This is a genomic window from Aeromonas media (assembly GCF_020423125.1).
GTDB lineage: Bacteria > Pseudomonadota > Gammaproteobacteria > Enterobacterales > Aeromonadaceae > Aeromonas > Aeromonas media.
In genome coordinates, this window is the sequence record NZ_CP075564.1 from 1432810 (window position 1) to 1454720 (window position 21911).

Annotated in this window: 16 protein-coding genes and 1 tRNA gene; 12 read left to right on the forward strand and 5 right to left on the reverse strand. The window is 63.2% G+C overall.

Annotation, left to right across the window (positions count from 1 at the left end; all coding sequences use genetic code 11):
- Positions 1–31 precede the first annotated feature (31 nt).
- The 5 genes from KI797_RS06760 (at position 32) to tesB (ending at position 4287) form a co-directional block, all read left to right on the forward strand.
- On the forward strand, positions 32–652 hold the full coding sequence (locus KI797_RS06760; RefSeq protein WP_005323475.1) for an L-threonylcarbamoyladenylate synthase: 621 nt from the start codon (positions 32–34) through the stop codon (positions 650–652).
- Positions 645–1526 carry a segregation and condensation protein A gene (locus tag KI797_RS06765; protein WP_404801074.1) on the forward strand — a complete coding sequence of 294 codons (882 nt, stop codon included), beginning with the start codon at positions 645–647 and terminating at the stop codon, positions 1524–1526. Before KI797_RS06760 ends, KI797_RS06765 begins: the two co-directional genes overlap by 8 nt.
- A 35-nt stretch (positions 1527–1561) precedes the next feature.
- On the forward strand, positions 1562–2134 hold the full coding sequence (gene scpB, locus KI797_RS06770) for an SMC-Scp complex subunit ScpB (protein WP_139750969.1): 573 nt from the start codon (positions 1562–1564) through the stop codon (positions 2132–2134).
- Positions 2135–2244: 110 nt separating this feature from the next.
- Positions 2245–3168 (forward strand): 23S rRNA pseudouridine(2605) synthase RluB, encoded by a 924-nt coding sequence (gene rluB, locus KI797_RS06775; RefSeq protein ID WP_139750970.1) that lies wholly within the window; start codon positions 2245–2247, stop codon positions 3166–3168.
- Between the two features lie 255 nt (positions 3169–3423).
- Positions 3424–4287 (forward strand): acyl-CoA thioesterase II, encoded by an 864-nt coding sequence (tesB, locus tag KI797_RS06780; RefSeq protein WP_005323471.1) that lies wholly within the window; start codon positions 3424–3426, stop codon positions 4285–4287.
- Positions 4288–4360: 73 nt separating this feature from the next.
- Here the strand turns inward: tesB and KI797_RS06785 are convergent, their stop codons facing one another.
- From KI797_RS06785 to KI797_RS06795, 3 genes are all read right to left on the reverse strand, one after another.
- Complete coding sequence (locus tag KI797_RS06785) at positions 4361–5539, reverse strand: dicarboxylate/amino acid:cation symporter (protein WP_171273519.1); 1179 nt, start codon at positions 5537–5539, stop codon at positions 4361–4363.
- A gap of 117 nt (positions 5540–5656) precedes the next feature.
- Positions 5657–6325 (reverse strand): class I SAM-dependent methyltransferase, encoded by a 669-nt coding sequence (locus KI797_RS06790; RefSeq protein WP_139750972.1) that lies wholly within the window; start codon positions 6323–6325, stop codon positions 5657–5659.
- A gap of 99 nt (positions 6326–6424) precedes the next feature.
- Positions 6425–7066, reverse strand: a complete 642-nt coding sequence (locus KI797_RS06795; protein WP_226172172.1) for a TetR family transcriptional regulator — start codon at positions 7064–7066, stop codon at positions 6425–6427.
- A 152-nt stretch (positions 7067–7218) separates the two neighbouring features.
- Between KI797_RS06795 and KI797_RS06800 the strand changes: the two genes are divergently transcribed.
- Genes KI797_RS06800 through KI797_RS06810 form a run of 3 tightly spaced genes read left to right on the forward strand, consistent with a single transcriptional unit; the run spans position 7219 to position 12987 of the window.
- Positions 7219–8412: an efflux RND transporter periplasmic adaptor subunit gene (locus KI797_RS06800; RefSeq protein WP_226172173.1), complete on the forward strand. Its 1194-nt coding sequence runs from the start codon at positions 7219–7221 to the stop codon at positions 8410–8412.
- A gap of 17 nt (positions 8413–8429) precedes the next feature.
- Positions 8430–11579, forward strand: coding sequence for an efflux RND transporter permease subunit (locus tag KI797_RS06805; protein WP_218409283.1), 3150 nt, complete (start codon positions 8430–8432; stop codon positions 11577–11579).
- A complete protein-coding gene (locus tag KI797_RS06810) occupies positions 11572–12987 on the forward strand; it encodes an efflux transporter outer membrane subunit (RefSeq protein ID WP_226172174.1) in 1416 nt (471 codons plus the stop codon). Before KI797_RS06805 ends, KI797_RS06810 begins: the two co-directional genes overlap by 8 nt.
- A 186-nt stretch (positions 12988–13173) precedes the next feature.
- Here KI797_RS06810 and KI797_RS06815 read toward each other — a convergent pair.
- Together KI797_RS06815 and KI797_RS06820 are read right to left on the reverse strand one after the other, a co-directional pair.
- Positions 13174–13249, reverse strand: a tRNA-Thr gene (locus KI797_RS06815).
- Positions 13250–13335: 86 nt separating this feature from the next.
- Complete coding sequence (locus KI797_RS06820) at positions 13336–14076, reverse strand: phosphatase (RefSeq protein ID WP_226172175.1); 741 nt, start codon at positions 14074–14076, stop codon at positions 13336–13338.
- Positions 14077–14538: 462 nt separating this feature from the next.
- On the opposite strand from KI797_RS06820, the gene KI797_RS06825 reads away from it, so the two are divergent.
- The 4 genes from KI797_RS06825 to KI797_RS06840 all read left to right on the forward strand — a co-directional run bounded on the left by KI797_RS06825 (position 14539) and on the right by KI797_RS06840 (position 21849).
- Positions 14539–15192, forward strand: a complete 654-nt coding sequence (locus KI797_RS06825; protein ID WP_025327582.1) for a TetR/AcrR family transcriptional regulator — start codon at positions 14539–14541, stop codon at positions 15190–15192.
- 47 nt (positions 15193–15239) lie between these two features.
- On the forward strand, positions 15240–17564 hold the full coding sequence (locus KI797_RS06830) for an acyl-CoA dehydrogenase (protein WP_226172176.1): 2325 nt from the start codon (positions 15240–15242) through the stop codon (positions 17562–17564).
- 163 nt (positions 17565–17727) lie between these two features.
- Entirely contained in the window at positions 17728–20790 is a 3063-nt protein-coding gene (locus KI797_RS06835) for an efflux RND transporter permease subunit (RefSeq protein ID WP_226172179.1), read from the forward strand.
- 15 nt (positions 20791–20805) lie between these two features.
- Positions 20806–21849 carry an efflux RND transporter periplasmic adaptor subunit gene (locus tag KI797_RS06840; protein ID WP_226172182.1) on the forward strand — a complete coding sequence of 348 codons (1044 nt, stop codon included), beginning with the start codon at positions 20806–20808 and terminating at the stop codon, positions 21847–21849.
- Positions 21850–21911 lie beyond the last annotated feature (62 nt).

The following is a 21911-nucleotide window of genomic DNA, read 5'->3' on the forward strand; positions in this document are numbered from 1 at the left end:
ACCCGGTGTGCCCCTATCGCGAGAAGAGCATATGAGTCAGCATTTTTACGTACACCCGGACAATCCCCAGGTTCGCCTCATCGGTCAGGCGGTGCAGATCCTGCAAAACGGCGGCGTCATCGTTTATCCTACCGACTCCGGTTATGCCCTGGGCTGCCAGATGGGCAACAAGGATGCGCTTGAGCGCATCTGCCGCATCCGCCGCATCGAGCCGAATCACGACTTCACCCTGGTGTGCCGGGATCTCTCGGAGATCTCCACCTACGCCAAGGTGGACAACACCGCCTTCCGGCTGGTGAAGAACAACACCCCAGGGCCCTACACCTTCATCTTCAAGGCCACCAAGGAGGTGCCACGCCGCCTCATGAACGAGAAGAAGAAGACCATCGGCATCCGGGTGCCCGCCAACAATATAGCGCTCGCATTGCTCGAGGCCCTCGGTGAGCCGCTGCTCTCCACCACCTTGATCCTGCCGGGCTCCGAGATGGCGGAGTTCGACCCCGAAGAGATCTTCGACAAGCTCGGCAAGCAGCTGGATCTGGTGGTCAACGGCGGCTATCTGGGTGAGCAACCCACTACTGTGGTGGACTTCTCCGACGACGAGCCCGTGCTGCGCCGTCGCGGTGCCGGGGATCCGACGCCGTTTGAGTGATACTGCCGAGCCCGTACCCGAGACGATGATCGCACCGGGTGCGATGGGGGAGGTACTGCTTCCCCCGCCCATCGCGAAAGTGCTGGGGCAGCCCTACCATGAGCTGCCCCAGGATTTGTTTATTCCTCCCGATGCGCTCGAGGTGTTTCTCGACACCTTCGAGGGGCCGCTGGATCTGCTGCTCTACCTCATCCGGCGTCAGCAGCTCGACATCTTGAACCTGCCTATCCTGCAGATCACCGCCCAGTACATGGAGTACGTGGAGCTGATGCAGGGGCTCAATCTGGAGCTGGCGGCGGAATACCTGCTGATGGCGGCCTGGCTTGCGGAGATAAAATCCCGCCTGCTGCTGCCCAAGGCCCCGGAGCTGGAAGACGAGGATGATGGGGAAGACCCTCGCGTCACCCTGATCCGTCGGCTGCAGGAGTACGAGCGCTTCAAGCTGGGCGCAGAGCGGGTCAACGCCTTGCCGAGGCTGGAGCGGGAGATCTTCATCGCCACCGCCCTGCCACCGGATTTTGGCGCTTTGAAGCCGCTGGCTCCCGATGTTTCGCTGGTTGAGCTCGCCCTTTACATGCAAAGTGTGGTAAAACGCGCGACTCATTTTGAACATCACCAGATCCGCCGCGAGCAGATCCCGACCCGGGTGCGCATGGCGGAGATCCTCGCCATGTTGTCTCTGGGCCAGACCCTGCGGCTGGAGCAGGTGCTGCGGGCCGAAGAGGGGCGCATGGGGGTGCTGGTGACCTTCCTGGCCCTGCTGGAGCTGTGCAAGGAGCAGCTTATCTGGATCCTGCAGGCCGAGCCGCTGGGGCCCATCCATTTTGCATTGGCCGAGCAGGGCGAGGAGGGCAACCGTGGCGCTGCCCATTGAACGACTCAAGACCCTGACTCAGGGAGGGATGCGTCATGGCGCTGCCAGCTGAACGGCTGAAGACCCTGATCGAGGCGGCGCTGTTCGTGGCCGGCCGCCCGCTCACGGTGAGCGAGCTCAAGGCCGGGGTGCTCTCGGATTACCCTGTCACCAGCCGCTATGTGCAGCTGCTGCTGGCGGAGCTCAGGCAGGACTACAGCGAGCGGGGGGTGGAGCTCAAGGAGGTCGCCTCCGGCTGGCGCTTCCAGGCCCGCCAGGAGTATGCCGAGGAGCTCTCAAGGCTGTGGAGCGAACGGGCGCCCCGCTATTCCCGCGCCGTGTTGGAAACCCTGACTCTGATTGCCTATCGTCAGCCCATCACCCGGGCCGAGATAGAAGCCATCCGCGGGGTGGCGGTATCGAGCCAGATCATCAATACCCTGAAAGAGCGCGGCTGGGTGCGCAGCATAGGTCACAAGGAGGTGGTGGGTCGCCCCGAGCTGCTCGCCACCACCCGAGAATTTCTGGACTATTTCAATCTGCAGAGTCTGGAGCAGCTCCCCGAGCTGGATCCCGAACTGCACTCCCCCTTGCCGGTCATGCTGGGCGAGGGGAGCGACGGTCAATAAGCGGCAGGCCGTCTTGAGAATGAACGTGGTGACGATGCCCGAGGGCGCGTCATAGGAGTCAATGTTGTCCGCTATGTCAGCGGGCAGCGATCAACAATCAGGTAAACCCGATGAGTGAAAAACTGCAAAAAGTATTGGCCCGCGCGGGTCAAGGCTCCCGTCGTGAGATGGAGGCCCTGATCACCGCAGGTCGGGTCAGCGTGGATGGCAAGGTCGCCATGCTGGGGGATCGCGTCGAAGTGAACGCCGTGATCCGGGTGGATGGTCACCAGGTCAAGACCCGTGCGGCGGAAGAGCAGATCTGCCGCGTGCTGGCGTACCACAAACCCGAAGGGGAGATGTGTACCCGTCACGATCCGGAAGGTCGTCCCACCGTGTTTGATCGTCTGCCCAAGATGGACGGAGCCCGCTGGATTGCGGTGGGTCGCCTCGACGTCAACACCTCCGGCCTCTTGCTGTTCACCACCGACGGTGAGCTGGCCAACCGGCTGATGCACCCGAGCCACGAAGTGGAGCGGGAATATGCGGTGCGTGTCTTTGGCGAGATAACCGAAGCCATGCTGCAGCGCCTGCGCAAGGGTGTGCAGCTGGAAGACGGCATGGCCAAGTTCAACAAGATCAAGCCGGCCGGCGGTGAAGGGCTGAACCAGTGGTTCAACGTCACCCTGACCGAGGGTCGCAACCGTGAAGTGCGCCGCCTGTGGGAATCCCAGGAAGTGCAGGTGAGCCGCCTGATGCGTATTCGCTACGGTGACGTCACTCTGGATCGCGGCATTCCCCGTGGTGGCTGGCAGGAACTGAAACTGCCCGAGGTGAACTACCTGCGCGGCCTGGTCAACCTGCCCAACGAGACCGAGTCCAAGGTCGACCTGCAGCAGGATGGCAAGAGCACCCGCCACAAGCAGGCCGCCCAGATCCGCCGCGCCGTCAAGCGCCACAAGGACATGCAGGGCATGGAGCCGCGTGCGCGCAGCACCACGGCCCGCCGCAAGCCGCAAGCCTCGACCCGCAACTCCGGTACCGGCAGCAAGTAAGCCGCCTCCGTGCCTGACGTGATTGGCCTCGGCTAACAAAGCCCGCACCCTCTGGTGCGGGCTTTTTGTTTGCGGCTCCCGCCGGAATTGACTGCGACTCAAAGTGCACAGGGCTGAGAGACAGGGTCGGACATGCTCCTCCCCCTGTTGAAATGGGAGGTCGGGAGGGGGTTGTTGCTGTGGGATGTGGATCAGGATGGTTGCCCTGCAGGGGCTGGCTTGTTAGCCTTTCGCGCACAGATACAGGAGAAACCAATGAGCAAGGTACTGGATGAGCTGCTGGCACTGCTGGCGCTTGAGAAGATCGAGGAGGGCCTGTTTCGGGGCCAGAGCCAGGATCTCGGATTGCGATCCGTGTTTGGCGGACAGGTGATGGGGCAGGCCTTGTCAGCCGCCAAGCAGACGGTCGCCCTCGATCGCCAGGTCCACAGCTGTCACTCCTACTTCCTGCGCCCGGGGGATGCCAACAAGCCCATCGTCTACGACGTGGAGAACATCCGCGACGGCCAGACCGTCTCCACCCGTCGGGTCAAGGCCATTCAGAATGGCAAACCCATCTTCTACCTCAACGCCTCCTTCCAGGTGGAGGCCGAAGGCTTCGAGCATCAGGCCCAGATGCCCGAAGGCATCACGCCCCCCGAGCAGCTCAAGAGCGAGCTGGAGCTGGTGCGCCCCTACGAGCAGATGATCCCGGCGGCCCTGCGGGACAAGATCCTGTGCGAGAAGCCCATCGAGATCCGCCCCGTGACCCTGGTTGATCCCATTCGCCCGGATGTGCACGAGCCGCTGCGCTACACCTGGTTCAAGGCCAACGGCCCGGTGCCGGACGATCAGCGGGTGCACAACTACCTGCTCGCCTATGCCTCCGACTTCCACTTCCTGTTTGCCGCCCTGCAGCCCCATGGGGTGTCGTACTGGGAGCCGGACATGCAGGTGGCCACCATAGATCACTCCATGTGGTTCCACCGGGAGTTCCGGCTCGATGACTGGCTGCTCTACGTGGTAGACAGCCCGAGTGCCAGCGGCGGGCGTGGTCTGGTACGCGGCCAGTTCTTCACCCGCGACGGCGTGCTGGTGGCGAGCACCATGCAGGAAGGGGTGATCCGTCGCCGGGGCTGAACCTGCCTTCATCACGGTGCATCAACAAAAACGGGAGCCAGTGGCTCCCGTTTTTTTATTGTGGTGCAGGCCCTCAGGCGGCGTCACGCTCCGGTGCGGCCAGGGGCGCTTCGCTCTGGGCGAAGCGGTCGGCCCACAGGGCGATGACGCCATCCCCGGTGACGTTGCAGGCGGTGCCGAAGCTGTCCTGGGCCAGGTAGAGGGCGATCATCAGGGCGATGGAGGCCTCACCGAAACCCAGCATGGAGGTGAGCAGGCCGAGCGCAGACATGACGCCGCCGCCGGGGGCGCCCGGCGCCGCAATCATGATGACGCCGAGCATCATGATGAAGGGCAGCATGGTGCCATAGCCCGGGATGGCCAGGTGCTCGGAGAGGAACATCACCGCGGTGGCACAGGTCACCAGCGTGATGGTGGAGCCACAGAGGTGAATGGTGGCGCACAGGGGCACGGTGAAGTTGGCGATGCCGTCGCTCACACCGTTGTTCTTGCTGGCCTGCAGGGCCACCGGGATGGTGGCGGCGCTGGACATGGTGCCAAGCGCGGTGAAGTAGGCGGGCAGCATGTTCTTGATGAGCATGGCGGGGGAGCGACCCAGCGCCAGCCCGGTGCCGATGAAGAGCAGGCTGAGCCAGAGCCAGTGCATGACGATGGCCATCACCAGCACCACGCCAAAGGTCTTGAGAGTGGCGAACACGGTGCCTTCCACCGTCATCTCGACGAAGACGCCCGCGATGTAGAAGGGCAGCAGCGGGATGATCACGCGGGCCAGCAGGCGGTCAATGATGTCACGGCCCTGATCGGCGACCCGGCGCAGGTCGGTGGCCTGGGTGGCGCTGATGCCGATGCCGAACACGAAGGCGGCGGCCAGGGCCGACATTACCCCGAACAGCGGCGGTATCTCGAGGCTGATGTAGGAGCTGAGCTTGATGGCGGCTTGCGCCGTGGGCTCGGCGGCGGTGGTCAGCTGCGGGATCAGCTGGCTCGCCACCGTGAAGGCGAACAGGCCCGCCAGTATGGTGGAGCAGTAGGAGAGGGCCACCGTCTTGCCGAGCAGCTTGCCGGAGTTCTTCGGCAGGCTGGCGATGCCGCTCATGATGAAGAACAGGATGATGAGCGGAATGGTGAAGGTGATCAGCTGACCTATCACCGTCTTGGCCGTGAACAGCACCCGTGCGACCCATTCCGGGGCGTAGAGGCCGAGCAGGAGACCGGCGAGGATACCGGCAATCAGATTGAGGACGAGTTTCATGGGGGAATCCAGGTGTTGGTGTCTGTTTTGTTATTTAATCTTGATTTTAATGCCGCTTTTTAACACAAATGCCGCATCTTGTCTGCCATCACCTGGTTAACTCAGAGTTAAATATTGTTATCTGGATGCTGAATCGCGTCGGGCACCCTGTCTGGAACGACGGCCGCGATATTGATTGATTGTGGCGGGATTGGGGTCGCGGATCAGCAGGGCATGGAGCCAGCGGCCGTGCACGGCATCGTCGCTGCACCAGCTGTGATGCAGCTCAAACGGCAGGGGGGCGATCAGCTGCTGCAACCGTGCCTCATCGAGCCGGGTCAGCAGCGGGTATTCGTCCTGTGAGAGGGGCAAGGGGCTGCCGGGTTCATTCTCGCCATAGGGGAAGGAGCAGTAGAGGGGCCCCTGGGGTTTGAGCAGGCCGGCGAGGTGCATCAGGGCGGGGACCAGCTCATCCTCGGTGAGGCAGGGCAGCGAGCCGCTGGCCCAGACGCCGTCATAGGGCAGCACGTTGTGCATCTGCTCGAAGCGGCAGACCCGCACCGGCTGGCCGCACAGGCACGAGGCGGTGCTGGCCTGGCTCAGGCTGGCATCGAAGGCGGTGACCATGAACCCCAGCTCCCGAAAATGGTGCAGATCCTCCCCCGCGCCGCAGCCGGCTTCCAGCAGGTGGGCGCCCGGCTGCAAGCGGGCCAGGAAGGGGGAGTGGGCCTGGCCGATGAGGGCGAGGCGGGGCGCCAGCGGGGCAGCGCTCTGGGTGCCTTGGGCGGGTGAGAGTGACAGTGGCATAGGGCTCGTCTCTAAGGTGGGCGGCTACTCTAGCAAATTTGCCCCGCTCTGTTCAGATCTGCTGAGGATCCTCCCCGGCCCTTGGCGGCGCCAGCGCCATCAGGGGCGGCGCAGAAGCGAGGGCGAGGGGTTGGCGAGCAGGCCGAACAGGGTGTCGAGCAGGAAGTCGGCCTCCTGAATCAGGTTGATGCGCTCCGGGAAGTGCAGCCAGTTGATGATGTAGCCGTCCAGGGTGCAGTGCAGCAGGGTGGTGGCACGGCGTAGATCCAGCCCCTGGGGCAGGTGGCCGAGGCGCACGGCGTTGCCCAGGGTGATCTCCAGATCCCGGAAGAAGTTGATGGATTGCAGACGCATGTGATCCCTCAGGGCTTCGGCTTCTCCCTCCAGAGGCTCCAGGTTGAAGATGATGGTGAACATCTGCTGGTGGGCGGGTTCGGTGCTGATCTTGTACATCACCTCCTTGAGGAAGCCGCGCAGCTTGCCGAGGGGATCCTGCTCCTGCTCATCCACACAGGCGTCTATCTGGTGGGAGAGGGGGGCGCACAGCTCCTCCCACAGGGTGACGAACAGCTCCTCCTTGTTCTTGAAGTGCCAGTAGATGGCACCCCGGGTCAGGTCTGCCGCCTTGGCGATGTCGGTCAGGTTGGTCTTCGCCAATCCCTGTTGGCAGAACAGATTCAGGGCCGTGCCCATGATGTGGCAGCGGGTCTGCTGCGCCTCTTCTTTGGTTCTTCTGGCCATCGGATCCGTACCTGTTAAAAGGGGAAAAAGTTACTTACATACATTTATGAATGTATGTATATTGCCTCATCTTCGCAGTTTTACCAACAGGGACCCCATAAACCCTGTGGTTTTGTGATTTTTTTTGTTTGAAACAGAGGCTCAGAAACTCCATGCATAAACACATTCTCGCACGTTCGGTGGGCCTTGCCTTGTTGGCAAGCGGCCTGCTGGTTGGTTGTGGCGACAAGGGCGAGGCCGGGCAAGGGGCGGGCGAGATGCCGCCTGCTGCCGTGGACGTGGTCACGCTCCATGCCGCACCGCTGCAACTCATGTCCGAGCTCACCGGCCGCACCGCCCCCCTGCGGGTGGCCGAGGTGCGCCCCCAGGTGAATGGCATCATCCTCAAGCGCCTGTTCACCGAGGGTAGCGACGTCAAGGCTGGCCAGTTGCTGTACCAGATCGATCCCGCCGTCTATCAGGCCGCCGTTGCCAGTGCCAAGGCCAATCTGGCCAAGGCACAGGCCAACGAGCAGAGCGCCCGCCTCAAGGCCCAGCGTTATGCCGAACTGGTGAAGGTGAAAGCCATCAGCCGTCAGGAGTATGACGACGCCGACGCGGCCTGGAAGCAGCAGGTTGCCGAGATCGGGGCCGCCAAGGCCGCCCTGCAGAGCGCCAACATCAACCTGGCCTATACCCGGATCACGGCCCCCATCAGCGGCCGCATCGGCAAGTCTGCGGTGACCGAGGGTGCCCTGGTCACCGCCCAGCAGGCGGACAGCCTCACCTCCATCTCGCAGCTCGATCCCATGTACGTGGATGTGCGTCAGTCCACCGCCGATCTGCTGCGCCTCAAGCGTCAGGTCGCCGCCGGCAAGCTGACCCAGGGCAAACAGGATGGCGCCAAGGTCAGCTTCCAGCTGGAAGATGGCAGCCAGTACGGCGAGCAGGGGACCTTGCAGTTCTCCGACGTGACCGTGGACGAGACCACCGGCATGGTGACCCTGCGGGTCCTGGTCCCGAATCCCCATGATCTGCTGCTGCCCGGCATGTTCATGCGCGCCACCCTGCAGGAGGGCGAGCGCCCAGAAGGCCTGCTGGTGCCCCAGACCGCCGTGACCCGCACGCCGAAAGGTGGGGCCACCGTCATGGTGGTGACCGCGGACAACAAGGTCGAGCTGCGGGAAGTGCAGCTCAGCCGCGTCGTCGGCGACAGCTGGGTGGTGGAATCCGGCCTCGATGCCGGCGAGAAGGTGATAGTGGCCGGTTTGCAGAAGGTCAAACCCGGTGCCGTGGTGGCGCCCGCTGAGCGCACCGGCAACACCACGACCACACAGGCCAATCAGACCCCGGTCACCAAGCAGTAGGATGGAGTAGTCGCCTCATGGCACGATTTTTCATAGACAGACCCATTTTCGCCTGGGTGATCGCCCTGGTGATCATGCTGGCCGGGGCCATGGCCATCATAGGCCTGCCGGTCGCCCAGTACCCGACCATAGCCCCGCCGGCCGTCGGCATTTCCGCCAGCTACCCGGGGGCCTCCGCCAAAACGGTGGAAGACTCGGTGACCCAGATCATCGAGCAGAACATGACGGGGCTGGATCACCTGCTCTACATGTCTGCCCAGTCCGATTCGTCCGGCAACGTCAGCGTGACCCTCACTTTCAAGCCGGGCACCGATCCCGACATCGCCCAGGTGCAGGTGCAGAACAAGTTGCAGCAGGCCATGTCGCTCCTGCCCCAAGAGGTGCAGCAGCAGGGTGTCCGGGTCCAGAAGACTTCCAGCAGCTTCCTGATGGTGGCCGCCTTCATCTCCACCGATGGCAACATGACCAACGACGATCTCGCCGATTACGTGGTCTCCAACATCAAGGAGCCCCTGAGCCGGCTGGACGGGGTGGGTGACATCACCTTGTTCGGCAGCCAGTACTCCATGCGGGTCTGGCTCGATCCTCACAAGCTCAACCGGGTACAGATGACCCCGGGAGACGTGCAGGCCGCCATCCAGGCCCAGAACGCCCAGGTTGCGTTCGGCAAGCTGGGGGGCACCCCGGCGGTGAGCGATCAGCAATTTACCGCCACCATCATGGGGCAGACCCGTCTCTCCACCCCGGAGGAGTTCAACAACATCCTGTTGCGGGTGAATCAGGATGGCTCCAAGGTGCTGCTCAAAGACGTGGCCCGGGTCGAGCTCGCCGGCGAAAGTTACGATGCCTCCGCGCTCTACAACGGTCAGGCCACGGCGGCGGTTGCCATCAAGCTGGCCACCGGAGCCAATGCGCTGGATACCGCCGAGATGGTACGTGCCAAGCTGGGTGAACTTTCAGCCTACTTCCCGGCCAACATGAAGATCGTCTACCCCTACGACACCACGCCGTTCGTGAAGATCTCCATCGAGGAGGTGGTGCAGACGCTGATCGAGGCCATCTTCCTGGTGTTCTGCGTTATGTATCTGTTCCTGCAGAACTTCCGGGCGACCCTGATCCCGACCATCGCCGTGCCCGTGGTACTGCTCGGTACCTTTGGGGTCATGGCAGCCTTCGGCTTCTCCATCAACACCCTGACCATGTTCGGTCTGGTGCTCGCCATCGGCCTGCTGGTGGATGACGCCATCGTGGTGGTGGAGAACGTGGAGCGGCTGATGAGCGAGGAGGGGCTCTCCCCGCTGGAGGCGACCCGCAAGTCCATGACCCAGATCACCGGCGCCCTGGTGGGCATCGCCCTGGTGCTGTCGGCGGTGTTCGTGCCCATGGCCTTCTTCGGCGGCTCGACCGGCGCCATCTATCGCCAGTTCTCGCTGACCATCGTCTCGGCCATGGTGCTGTCGGTGCTGGTGGCGCTGATCCTGACCCCGGCGCTCTGTGCCACCCTGCTCAAACCCATGAAACACGGGGAGTTTGGTGCCCAACGCGGCTTCTTCGGCTGGTTCAACCGCTTCTTCGATACCAATGCCAACCGCTACCAGAACGGTGTGCGCAAGGTGATCAAGCAGGGGACCCGCTACGGCATCATCTACCTGGCCATGCTGGCGGTGCTGGCGGTGCTCTTCATGCGTCTGCCCACCTCCTTCCTGCCGGAAGAGGATCAGGGGGTCATCATGTCCATGGTGCAGCTGCCGGTGGGGGCCACCAAGGAGCGTACCGAGGTGGTGCTGGCCGACATGCGCGACTACTTCCTCGAAAACGAGAAGGATAACGTCGACTCCGTGCTGACGGTGGCGGGCTTCAGCTTCGCCGGTAGCGGCCAGAACAGCGGCATGGCCTTCATCAAGTTGAAGGACTGGAGCGAGCGTAAAGGGGAAGAGCGCAGCGCCAATGCCATCATAGGCCGCGCCATGGGGTATCTGTTCAGCATCAAGGAGGCGCAGGTCTTTGCCTTCAACCTGCCCCCCATCCCTGAACTCGGCACGGCCACCGGCTTCGACTTCTTCCTGCAGGACCGTGGTGGTCTGGGTCACGAGAAGCTGATGCAGGCGCGCAACCAGTTGCTCGGCATGGCGGCGCAGGATCCCAACCTGGTACGGGTACGCCCGAACGGGATGGAAGACACCCCCCAGCTCGACATCAAGATCGACTACGAGAAGGCGCTGGCCCAGGGGCTTTCCATCAGCGACATCAACAACACCCTGTCGGCGGCCTGGGGCTCCTCCTACGTCAATGACTTCGTCGACAGAGGCCGGGTCAAGAAGGTCTACCTGCAGGCGGATGCCCCCTTCCGGATGAACCCGGAGGATCTCAAGCTGTGGTACGTGCGCAACAGCACGGGCCAGATGGTGCCTTTCTCCGCCTTTGCCAGTACCGAGTGGAGCTTCGGCTCGCCCCGCCTGGAGCGCTACAACGGTGTCTCCGCCATGGAGATCGTCGGTGAAGCTGCGCCGGGCAAGAGTACCGGTGACGCCATGGCGGCCATCGAGCAGATGGTGAAACAACTGCCGGAAGGCATCGGCATCGAGTGGACAGGGCTCTCCTTCCAGGAGCGTCAGGCAGGCTCCCAGGCGCCGGCGCTCTACGCCATCTCGCTGCTGGTGGTCTTCCTCTGTCTGGCGGCGCTTTACGAGAGCTGGAGTATTCCATTCTCGGTCATGCTGGTGGTGCCGCTCGGGGTGCTGGGGGCCATTTTGGCCGCAACCCTGCGCGGGCTTGAGAACGACGTCTACTTCCAGGTGGGCCTGCTCACTACCATAGGGCTCTCGGCCAAGAACGCCATCCTGATCGTCGAGTTCGCCAAGGAGCTCCATGACAAGGGGATGAAACTCGGCGATGCGGTGGTGGAAGCCTCCCGTCAGCGTCTGCGTCCGATCCTGATGACGTCCCTTGCCTTCATCCTCGGCGTCTTGCCGCTGGTGATCAGCACAGGTGCCGGCGCCAGCAGCCGCAACGCCATCGGTACCGGCGTGATGGGGGGGATGATCACGGCCACCGTGCTCGCCATCTTCTTCGTACCGTTGTTCTTCGTGCTGGTGATGCGCTACTTCACCAAACACAGTTCAGCCGAGGAGCGCGTCGCGCTGACCAAGGAGACCCAACATGACTAAGACCCTGGTCGCCCTGAGTGTGACGCTGCTGCTGGGGGCCTGTTCCATGGCCCCCGATTACCAACGCCCCGAGGTGCCGCAAGGCGCCTCCTGGCAAGAGAACCTCGCCACCCAGGGGGCATTGGCGCCCTGGCAGCAACAGTTCCTCGATCCGGCACTGCAAAAGCTGATCGACACCGCCCTGGAGAACAACCGGGATCTGCGGCTCGCGGCCCTCAACGTCGAGGCCTATGAGGCGAGATACCGGATCCAGCGGGCGGCCCAGTTGCCGACCCTGGCCGCCAGCGGCTCCGGCACCCGTCAGCAGGGATCCGACGATCTCAGCAGCACGGGGCAGGGGAACATCAGCAGCCAGTACGGCGCCGACATCGGCATCACCGCCTATGAGCTGGATCTGTTTGGCCGGATCCAGAGCCTGAAAGATCAGGCGCTGGAGAACTACCTGGCGCAGATCGAGACCCAGCGGAGCACCCAGATAGCGCTGATCGCCTCGGTGGCGAATGCCTACCTCACCCTGCTGGCGGATCAGGAGCTGCTGGCCCTGAGCCAGGCGACGCTGGCGACCGAGCAGGAGAGCTATGCCCTGACCCAGCACAAGTACCGGCTGGGAGCGGCCTCCGAGATGGAGCTGGCGCAGGGGCGCACGGCGCTCGAGAACGCCCGGGTCAGCCAGGCGCAATACCAGCGCCAGGTGAAACAGGACAGAAATGGCCTGACCCTGCTGCTCGGCACAGAAGTGCCCGTGCAGGAAGGCCAACCGGCGACCCTGGCCGAGGTGCAACTGGCGCCGATCCCGGTGGGGGCCCCCTCCAGCCTGCTGCAACAGCGGCCCGACATACTGGCGGCGGAGCACAGCCTGAAGGCGGCCAACGCCAATATAGGCGCGGCCCGTGCCGCCTTCTTCCCGACCATCTCGCTCACCGCGACGGCGGGCACCGCCAGCAATCAGCTGAGCGGGCTGTTTGACGGCGGCACCGGCACTTGGACCTTCATGCCCCAGATAAACCTGCCCATCTTCGACGGTGGCAAGCGCATTGCAGATCTGGATGTAGCCGAGGTCGGCACCAAACAGGCGGTGGCGAGCTACGAGAAGAGCATCCAGACCGCCTTCAAGGAGGTCGCGGATACGCTCGGTGCCCAGGCGGACTACCAGCAGCAGCTGCAGGCCCAGCAGGATCTGGTGGATGCCAACCAGACCTACTTCAAGCTGGCGGAGTTCCGCTACGAGCAGGGGGTGGACAGTTATCTCACCCGGCTCGATGCCCAGCGCACCCTGTTCAGCGCACGGCAGGGGCTCATCAGCACCCGCCTGGCCCAGCTGAGCAACCAGGTTGCACTCTACAAGGCGGTCGGCGGTGGCTGGCAGGCACCCAAGGAGGCCTCGGCGGCCTCCGAAGGGCAGGGCTAGTCTCTCATCCGTTGCTGACAATGTGACAAAAACGGGGCGAACCGCAGGGTTCGCCCCGTTTTTATGTGTAAATGGCCGCCTCTTCTGGACACTTCGCTGCCGAGCGCAGGCCCGGTTCGCGAACGCCAGGCTTGCCCAGGCTGAAATAGAAAAAGGCCCGCATCGCTGCGAGCCTTCTCATCTATCTGGTGCCGGAAACAGGAGTCGAACCTGCGACCTTCGCATTACGAATGCGCTGCTCTACCAACTGAGCTATACCGGCTTGTCGTTAGATTCCCGAAAATGTGTTGGCAAGTCAATGAGACTGGGCTGTTTTTATGAGCCTGCTCATGGAGTTACGGGTACACCTCAGAGATCGACGAATTCCGGAATGTGGGCGCGGCCACGGTTCTCGAGAAACGCGAGCAGGGCGCGGGGGGAGCGTGCCAGGATCCGCTCCTCGGGGAAGCCGGCCTCGGTCACCAGCCGATGGCAGTGGTCAAAATCTCCCAGGCTGAAGGCCACGTGGGAGTCTGAACCGAAGGTGAGATAGGCACCGAGGTCGCGCGCCGCCTCGACGATGGCGCGGCAGTTGCCCTCACTGCCAGGACGGGAGTGACTAAAGGAGGAGTTGTTGATCTCCAGCGCCACCCTGTATTCGGCGGCAGCCCTGACCACGGCCTGGATGTCGATGGGAAAAGCCGGGTTGCCCGGGTGGCTTATCATGTCGACGCGGCCACTCTTGATGGCGTTGATCATGGCCTGGGTATGGGTGGCCTGATCGCAGGGAGGAAACACGGGCTCATGGAAGCCGGCCATGATCATGTCGAGGCGCGACTCGTAGCGCTCGGGGAAGTCGATGTCGCCGTCTATATTCTTGATGTTGGCCTCGATGCCGCGCAGTATGCCGACCCCGTCCACCACCCGCGGCAGCACGTGCAGGTTGACGAAGTGCCAGAAGTGAGGGGCATCGGCCATGTCGGGGCCGTGATCCGTGGTGGCGAACAGCTTGATCCCCTTGGCCCTGGCAATGGGCAGGTAATCGTGAATGGTGCTGTAGGCGTGGGTGCTGGCGACGGTGTGCGTGTGGGTATCGACCGTATACTTCATCTTCTCTCCCCTCTGGCATGAGGCGCCAGCATAGCAAAATTGGCGGACTCGGGCCATGTGGCGGCCTGCCATACTTTGTCACAAATTACGCCAGGACTGACAAAGTCTGACCACCTTTGTCTGCGAGCATAGCCCCATCGATGCAAGCCTGAACTCTCATCGATGAGTCGAAACTGGATGATTCGACTCACTTTTCCCCACCGTCGCCCCTGCGACGGTTTTTTTTGCCCGCAATCTTCGCCGCCACCCGGATAAAAAAATGCCCAACTAGCATGGCGCAAGTTGGGCGAGACTTAATGTTTAATTGCAGTGGCATAGATATAGAGTCCGACCTGGCCGCTAAGTTCCCATCTTGTTCCCGCTTTTTTGGTTGAAAACATTTCGCCAACACCTGTTCACATTCTCTTGACATGACTGGGCGTGAAACGTACTTTTTAAACATTCGTTTAAGTGAGGTGTCCAGTGAGTAAAATCGATACCAAAAACCGTATTCTCGATGCCGCCGAGGTGCTGTTTGCCGAGCGGGGATTCGCCGATACCTCGTTGCGTCTGATCACCAGCGAGGCCGATGTGAACCTGGCCTCGGTCAACTACCACTTCGGCTCCAAGAAGGAGCTGATCCAGGCGGTGCTCGATCGCTACCTGAGTATCTTCATGCCGGCGCTGGATGCGCGCCTGCAGACCCTGATGGTGCAGGAGCAGCTGACCCTGCTGCAGGTGTTCGAGAGCTTTGTCGATCCCCTGATGAAGCTGGTGGCGGTGCGGGCCAACGGCCCGGCGCTCTTCATGCAGTTGCTGGGGCGCGGTTACATCGACAGTCAGGGCCACCTGCGCCGTTTCATCACCACCCACTACGGGGCGACCCTGCACGGGATCACCCAGGCGATCTCCAAGGCCAACCCGGCCCTGTCGCCGGCGGATCTGTTCTGGCGCCTGCACTTCACCCTGGGCACCGTCGTGTTCACCATGGCTTCCGCCGATGCCCTGCGTGACATCGCCCAGGCCGATTTTGGCCAGCAGCTCGATGTGGAAGGGCTGGTGCGCAACGTTATTCCTTATCTGGCGTCCGGTGTCGGGGCGCCCGTGGAGTCGACCAGGCTCTCCCTGGCCGTGTAACACCTAACAATAATCAACGGAAACAGTGAAATAGAAGGAACTTCGGTATGATCACATTGCTTGTCCTGCTGGTGCTGGCGATAGCCGTAGTGCTCGGCGTGCCCGCCATCCGTAAAAAGGTGGTAACCCGTCCCGTGTTCGGCATCTTCAAGAAGATACTGCCGCCCTTGTCGGCCACCGAGCGGGAGGCCATGGAAGCCGGCTCCGTCTGGTGGGATGGCGAGCTGTTTCGCGGCAACCCGGACTGGAAGAAACTGCATGGTTACGGCAAGGCCGAACTGAGCGCCGAGGAGCAGGCCTTCATCGACAATCAGGTCGAGACCCTGCTCGCCATGGTGGACGACTTCAAGATCGTCAACGAGACCAAAGACCTGCCGGAGCCGGTGTGGGACTATCTGAAGAAAGAAGGCTTCTTCGCCCTGATCATCCCGAAATCCTACGGCGGCCGCGAGTTCTCGGCCATTGCCAACTCCACCATCGTCACTCGCATCGCCACCAAGAGCCTGAGCGTGGCGGTCACCGTCATGGTGCCGAACTCCCTCGGCCCGGGTGAACTGCTGATGCACTACGGCACCCAGGCCCAGAAGGACTTCTGGTTGCCGGGGCTGGCCAACGGCAAGGAAGTTCCCTGCTTTGCCCTGACCGGTCCGGAAGCGGGCTCCGATGCGGGCGCCATCCCGGACAAGGGGATCGTCTGCAAGGGCATGTACAAGGGGGAGGAGGTCCTCGGGCTTCGCCTGAACTGGAACAAGCGCTACATCACCCTGGCACCGCGCGCCACCGTGCTGGGTCTGGCGTTCAAGATGTACGATCCGGACAAGTTACTGGGTGACAAGGAAGAGATCGGCATCACCTGTGCCCTCATCCCGACCAACCACCCGGGTGTGCGGGTCGGCGATCGCCACTACCCCATGGGGCTGGCGTTCCTGAATGGTCCGACCTTCGGCAAGGATGTGTTCATCCCGCTCGACTGGATCATCGGTGGCCCTGAATACGCGGGTCGCGGCTGGCGCATGCTGGTCGAATGCCTCTCCGCCGGTCGCGGCATCTCGCTGCCTGCCCTGGGTACCGCCTGTGGCCACATGGCGAGCCGCACCGTGGGCGCCTACTCCTATGTGCGCAAGCAATTTGGCATGTCCATCGGCAAGTTTGAAGGGGTGCAGGAGGCGCTGGCCCGCATCGGTGGTCTCACCTACCAACTGGAAGGGGCCCGTCGCATGACGGCAGGTTCCCTGGATCTCGGTCAGGCGCCCGCCATCGTCACCGCGATTTCCAAGTACCACATGACCGAAATGGCGCGCCAGATCATGGATGACTCCATGGACATCCATGCCGGTCGTGCCATCCAGCTCGGCCCGAAAAACTACACCGGCTACGCCTACATGGGCATTCCGGTCGCGATCACGGTGGAGGGGGCCAACATCCTGACCCGCAACCTGATGATCTTCGGGCAGGGTGCCACTCGCTGCCATCCCTACGTGTTTGCCGAGCTGGAAGCCGCCGCCGACACCGACGTGGAACGTGGCCTCGAGAAGTTTGACGCCCTGCTGATGAAGCACATCGCGTTCGGCACCGGTAACTTCTTCGGTGCCCTGTTCCAGGGGCTGACCCTGGGGCAGTTCAACAATGCTCCCGTGGGAGGCGAAACCGCCCGCTACTACAAGCAGCTCTCTCGCATGAGTAAAGGGCTGGCCTTGTGTGCCGACGTGTCCATGCTGATGCTGGGTGGCGATCTCAAGCGCAAGGAGATGATCTCCGCCCGTCTGGGTGACGTGTTGAGCCACCTCTATCTGGCCTCTGCGACCCTCAAGCACTACGAGGATCAGGGTCGCATGGTCTCGGATCTGCCGTTCGTGCAGTACGCGGTGGAGCGCAATCTTTACCTCATCGGCAAGGCGTTCGAGGGCTTCTTCCAGAACTTCCCGAACAAGGTGGTCGGTGCCGTGCTCAAGCGTGTGGTGTTCCCGTTCGGTGTGGGCTACAAGATGCCGGCGGACGATCGCTGCCACGCCATCTGTCTGGCCATGATGACGCCGGGCGAGTTCCGCGATCGTCTGACCGCGCTCTGCTACGTGGGCAAGGATGACGCTGACCCTGTTGGTCTGATGGAGCGTGCCTTCCAGGCCATGGTGGCGGTGCAGCCCATCGAGAAGAAGCTGGTGCAGGCCCAGAAAGAGGGCAAACTGCCCCGCAAGATGGCCCTGCCGGAGCTGGTGGCCGCGGCCCTGTCCCAGTCCATCCTCGGCAAGGAGGAGGCGGACAAGCTGCTGGCCGCCGATGCCCTGCGCTACGAGGCGATCCAGGTGGACAACTTCGCCCCGGGCGAGCTGGAAGGGCTGTCTCAACCGGCCCCGGCGGTGCACGCCGCCTGAGTCTGATGCTCGATTGCAGAACCGGCCCATGTGGCCGGTTTTTTTGTTGTTTAACCAGGCATTTACAAGGCCGATTAATTCCAGTTTAATGCAATGGCCCCCACCCTTGGGGCAGGAAGCAAGGCCAGCGGAATGGCCGATAACAACAACTCAGGAAGAGTGAATGAACCTCGCCAAAACGGCGATCGAACGCCCCATCTGGGTGGCGGTCTCGGTCGTGCTTATTTTCGTGCTGGGCCTGCTCAGCATCCGGGGGCTGCCGATCCAGCTGTTCCCCGACATAGACCGTCCCCACCTTAACATCTCGGTGAGCTGGCGCTCCGCCTCGCCCCAGGAGATGGAGTCGGAGGTAACCGACCCCATCGAGCAGGAGATGCAGGGGGTGCAGGGGCTGAAAAGCATCGGCAGCAACAGCTACCCCGGCTTCACCGAGATCAACATGGCGTTTGCTCTCGGCACTGACATGCAGCGGGCCCAGCTCGACGTCATCTCGCGGCTTAACCGGGTCTCCGGCCTGCCGGACAGGATCGACGGCCCCTACGTCAACAACTACAGCAGCAACGACACCCTTACCTTCTTCTTCATCCAGCAACTGCCCGGCGCCAAGGGGGTGATCGACGATCATCAGGCGCTGATCGAGGCGCGGGTCAAGCCGGAGCTGGAGCGGATCCCCGGGGTTTCCACCGTGGAGGTAGAGGGGATCAACGAGCGCCAGATCCAGGTGCGTTTCGACCCCTACCGCGCCGCCGAGCTGGGGGTGGAGATCCCGGTGCTCGCCAGTCGGGCCAGCACCGACTGGGACGTCTCCGCCGGCACCCTCGACATCGGCCGCTGGGAGTACAAGCTGCGCTTCGCCGGGCGCTACGATGTGGAGACGCTGGGGGACAAGGTGGTGGACTGGCGCGACGGCCTGCCCATCTACCTGCGGGACGTGGCCGAGGTGCGATTGGCCCGAGAGGATAACCCGGTACTGCGCATCCAGAACGGCAACACCGCCATCGTGGCCCAGATCTTCAAGGAGAGTGGCGCCAACGCCCTGGCGGCACTGGAGGGGATCAAGGCCAAGGTCGGGGAGCTCAACCGTGAGGTGTTGGAGCCGGTCGGCCTGCACATGGAGCAGTCGTTTGACGCCTCCCTCTACATCAACCGGGCGGTGGGCATGGTCACCGCCAACCTGGGGCTGGGGGTGCTGCTCTCCTGCGCCATCCTCTGGGTCTTCCTGCGCCAGCTCAAGGCGACCCTGATGATAGCGATTGCCATCCCCATCAGCATCATGCTCACCTTCTGTCTGCTCAAGGTGATGGGGCGCACCCTCAACGTCATCTCCCTCGCCGGCATCGCCTTCGCGGTCGGCATGGTGCTGGATGCCGCCATCGTGGTGCTGGAGAGCATCTATCGCCGCACCGAGCCGGGGGATGTCAGCAAGGCGGAGGCGGCACTGGAAGGCACCAGCCGGGTGTGGACGGCGCTGGTGGCCTCGACCCTGACCACGGTGGCCATCTTCTTACCGGTGCTCTTGCTCAACGACGTGGAAGGGCAGTTGTTTGCCGATCTTGCGCTGACCATCGCCTGCGCCGTGACCGTCTCCATGATGGTGGCTGTGACCGTACTGCCCGCCGTGGCGGCGCGCTGGATGGGGCGCGAGCGACTGGTCGACCCCTATGACGGGCTTTGGCGGCGCACCACCCGCCACGTGATCCGCTGGACAGCGACTCCCCATCGGCGCTGGACCATCATCATCCTGATGATGAGCCTGCCCGTGCTGGCCAGCTGGCTGCTGCTGCCCAAGATGAACTACCTGCCGGACGTGAAACGTGATGCCATCGACGTCTGGATGAGCTTCACCCCGGGGGTCAACCCCAAAGCCCAGAGGGAGGAGGTGATCGATACCCTGATCGCCCGCCTCGACTCTTACATGAAAGGAGAGAAGGAGCCGGCCCTCAAGAACTATTACATCTTGCGCTACCCGGGTGGCGCCCAGATCGGGGTGCGTCCCAGAGACGAGACCCGGATCAAGGTGCTCGAGCGCCTGCTGATGGACAAGCTGCTCACCAATATCCCGGACACCCGGGTCTTCGGCGGCCAGGGCTCCCTGTTTGGCGGCTTCGACAGCGAGAACAGCATCTCATTGCTTATTCAGGGGGGCACCCTGCCCGAGCTCTATCAGGCGGCCCGCGAGAGCATGGCCATAGTACAAAAGGACCTGCCGGGGGCCCAGGTCAGGCCAGAGCCAGGTCTCGACTTCACCGCCCCCGAGCTGAGGCTGGTGCCGCAAGACAGGCGTCTGGCCGAGGTAGGCTGGGATCGCACCCCCATGCCCACCATCATCCAGACCTTCGGCGACGGCCTGCGGGTCGGTGAGTATTTCGATGGGGAAGACCGGCTGGACATCCTGCTGATAGGGCAGAGCTCGGCCAATCCGGATGAACTCAAGGCGGTGCCGCTTGCGACCCCATCCGGGCGCATCGTCCCCCTCGGCGAACTGCTGCGGGTGGAGCCTGCTCTCGGGCCGGAGAGCATCTTCCGGGCCGATGGCCGGCGCAGCATCCAGCTCATGATCACCCCACCGGAAGGCATGAGCATGGAGCAGGTGCTGGAGACCCTGCAGAGCAAGAGTTTTGCCACCATCAGACCCAGACTGCCGGCTGGCGGGGAGCTGCAGATCGCCGGCAATGCCGACAGCCTGCAGCAGGCGCTGGACAACCTGGGCAGCATCTTCCTGTTTGCGGTGCTGATCCTGCTCATCCTGCTGTGGGGAGTGTTCGCCTCCCTCAAGGATGCCGTGCTGGTGCTGCTGACCTTGCCCCTTGCCGCCGTCGGCGGTGTGCTGGCGCTGCGTCTGAGCGGATTGCTGGTGCCGCTGCCAATGGATCTGCTCACCATCATTGGCTTCGTCATCCTGCTGGGGTTGGTGGTCAACAACGCCATCCTGCTGGTACACCAGACTCGCACGGCGGAGCGAGAGGGGATGAGTCGCCAGCTGGCGGTGGCCGATGCCCTGCAAAGCCGGATGCGCCCCATCGCCATGACCAGCCTCACCAGCATCTTCGGCATGTTGCCGCTGATGCTGAGCCCGAGCGAGGGGAGTGAAATCTACCGGGGGCTGGCTACCGTCATCGTCGGTGGCATGAGTTGCAGCACCCTGTTTACCCTGATCCTGTTGCCTGCCTTCCTGAGGCTGGGTGAGCGGGTCGACGCGCCGCATGCCATCCGGCAGCGGGCCTGAGCAAGGAGCTCATCAATGAAACCTGTGTTCACAAGGATGGCAGTGGGTGCCCTGCTGCTGGCGGGCGCGTTGCCCGCGCAGGCGCAGAGCAAGATGGTGACCCTGGCGGAGGTGGCCCAGGGGGAGGCGGGGGCCAGCATCTGGGTCAGCGGCACGGTCGCGAGCCGTCAGCAGGCGGCGCTCAGCGCCGAGGTCAGCGGACGGGTGGAGTGGGTTGCCGAGTTCGGCAGCCGGGTCAGCAAGGGGGATGAGCTGCTGCGCCTGGACGCGGCCACCCTGCGCCTCTCCCTTGAACAGTCACGGGCAGAACAGGCCAGAGAAGCAAGCAACCTGCGCTACGCACGTGCCGAGTTCCAGCGCCTGGATCGGTTGCACCAGCAGAAGAGCGCCTCCCAGAGTCAGTACGACAAGGCGCGCTACGACGTGGAGCAGGCCGAACTGGCCGAGCAACTGGCACGGGTACAGGTGCGCCAGATCGAGGCGCAACTGCAGAGGACCCACATCTTCGCCCCCTTCGATGGTGTGGTGAACGAGCACTTCATCCAGCCCGGCGAGCACGTGGATGCGGGGGAGCAGGCGCTGGAGCTGGTCAATCCGGATCAGCCGGATATCCGGCTGAGGGCCCCCATTGTCTGGGCCAGTCAGTTGGAAGATCAGGCCAGGTTGCGGGTCGAGGGGGAGCAGATCAGCAGCCACGCCACCTATTACCAGCGGGCGGCCAGCGCCGATCCCAAGTCGCGGCTCATCGAGTTGCGCCTCAGGCCCGAGCCGGGCAGTTTCATCATCGGCTCGCCGGTGCGGGTGGCGCTGCCGCTGGGGGAGCAGCAGACCATGCTGCTGCCACGGGATGCCCTGGTGCTCGGCACCGAGGGGAGCGTGGTCTATCAGGTGGAGCAGCGCGGCGAGGCGCTGACCGTGAACCGGGTGCCGGTGACCGTGCTGTTTGGCGACAACCGGCAGGTGGCGGTGAGCGGGGCGCTCAAGCTGGGGGACCGGGTGGTGGTGCGCGGGGCAGGCAGCCTGCAGGATGGGGACAAGGTGGAGCTGTTTCGTGGTTGAATCGGGTATGACGCCATAAAAAACGGCTCCCGCAGGAGCCGTTTTTGTCGATGTCGAGGCGA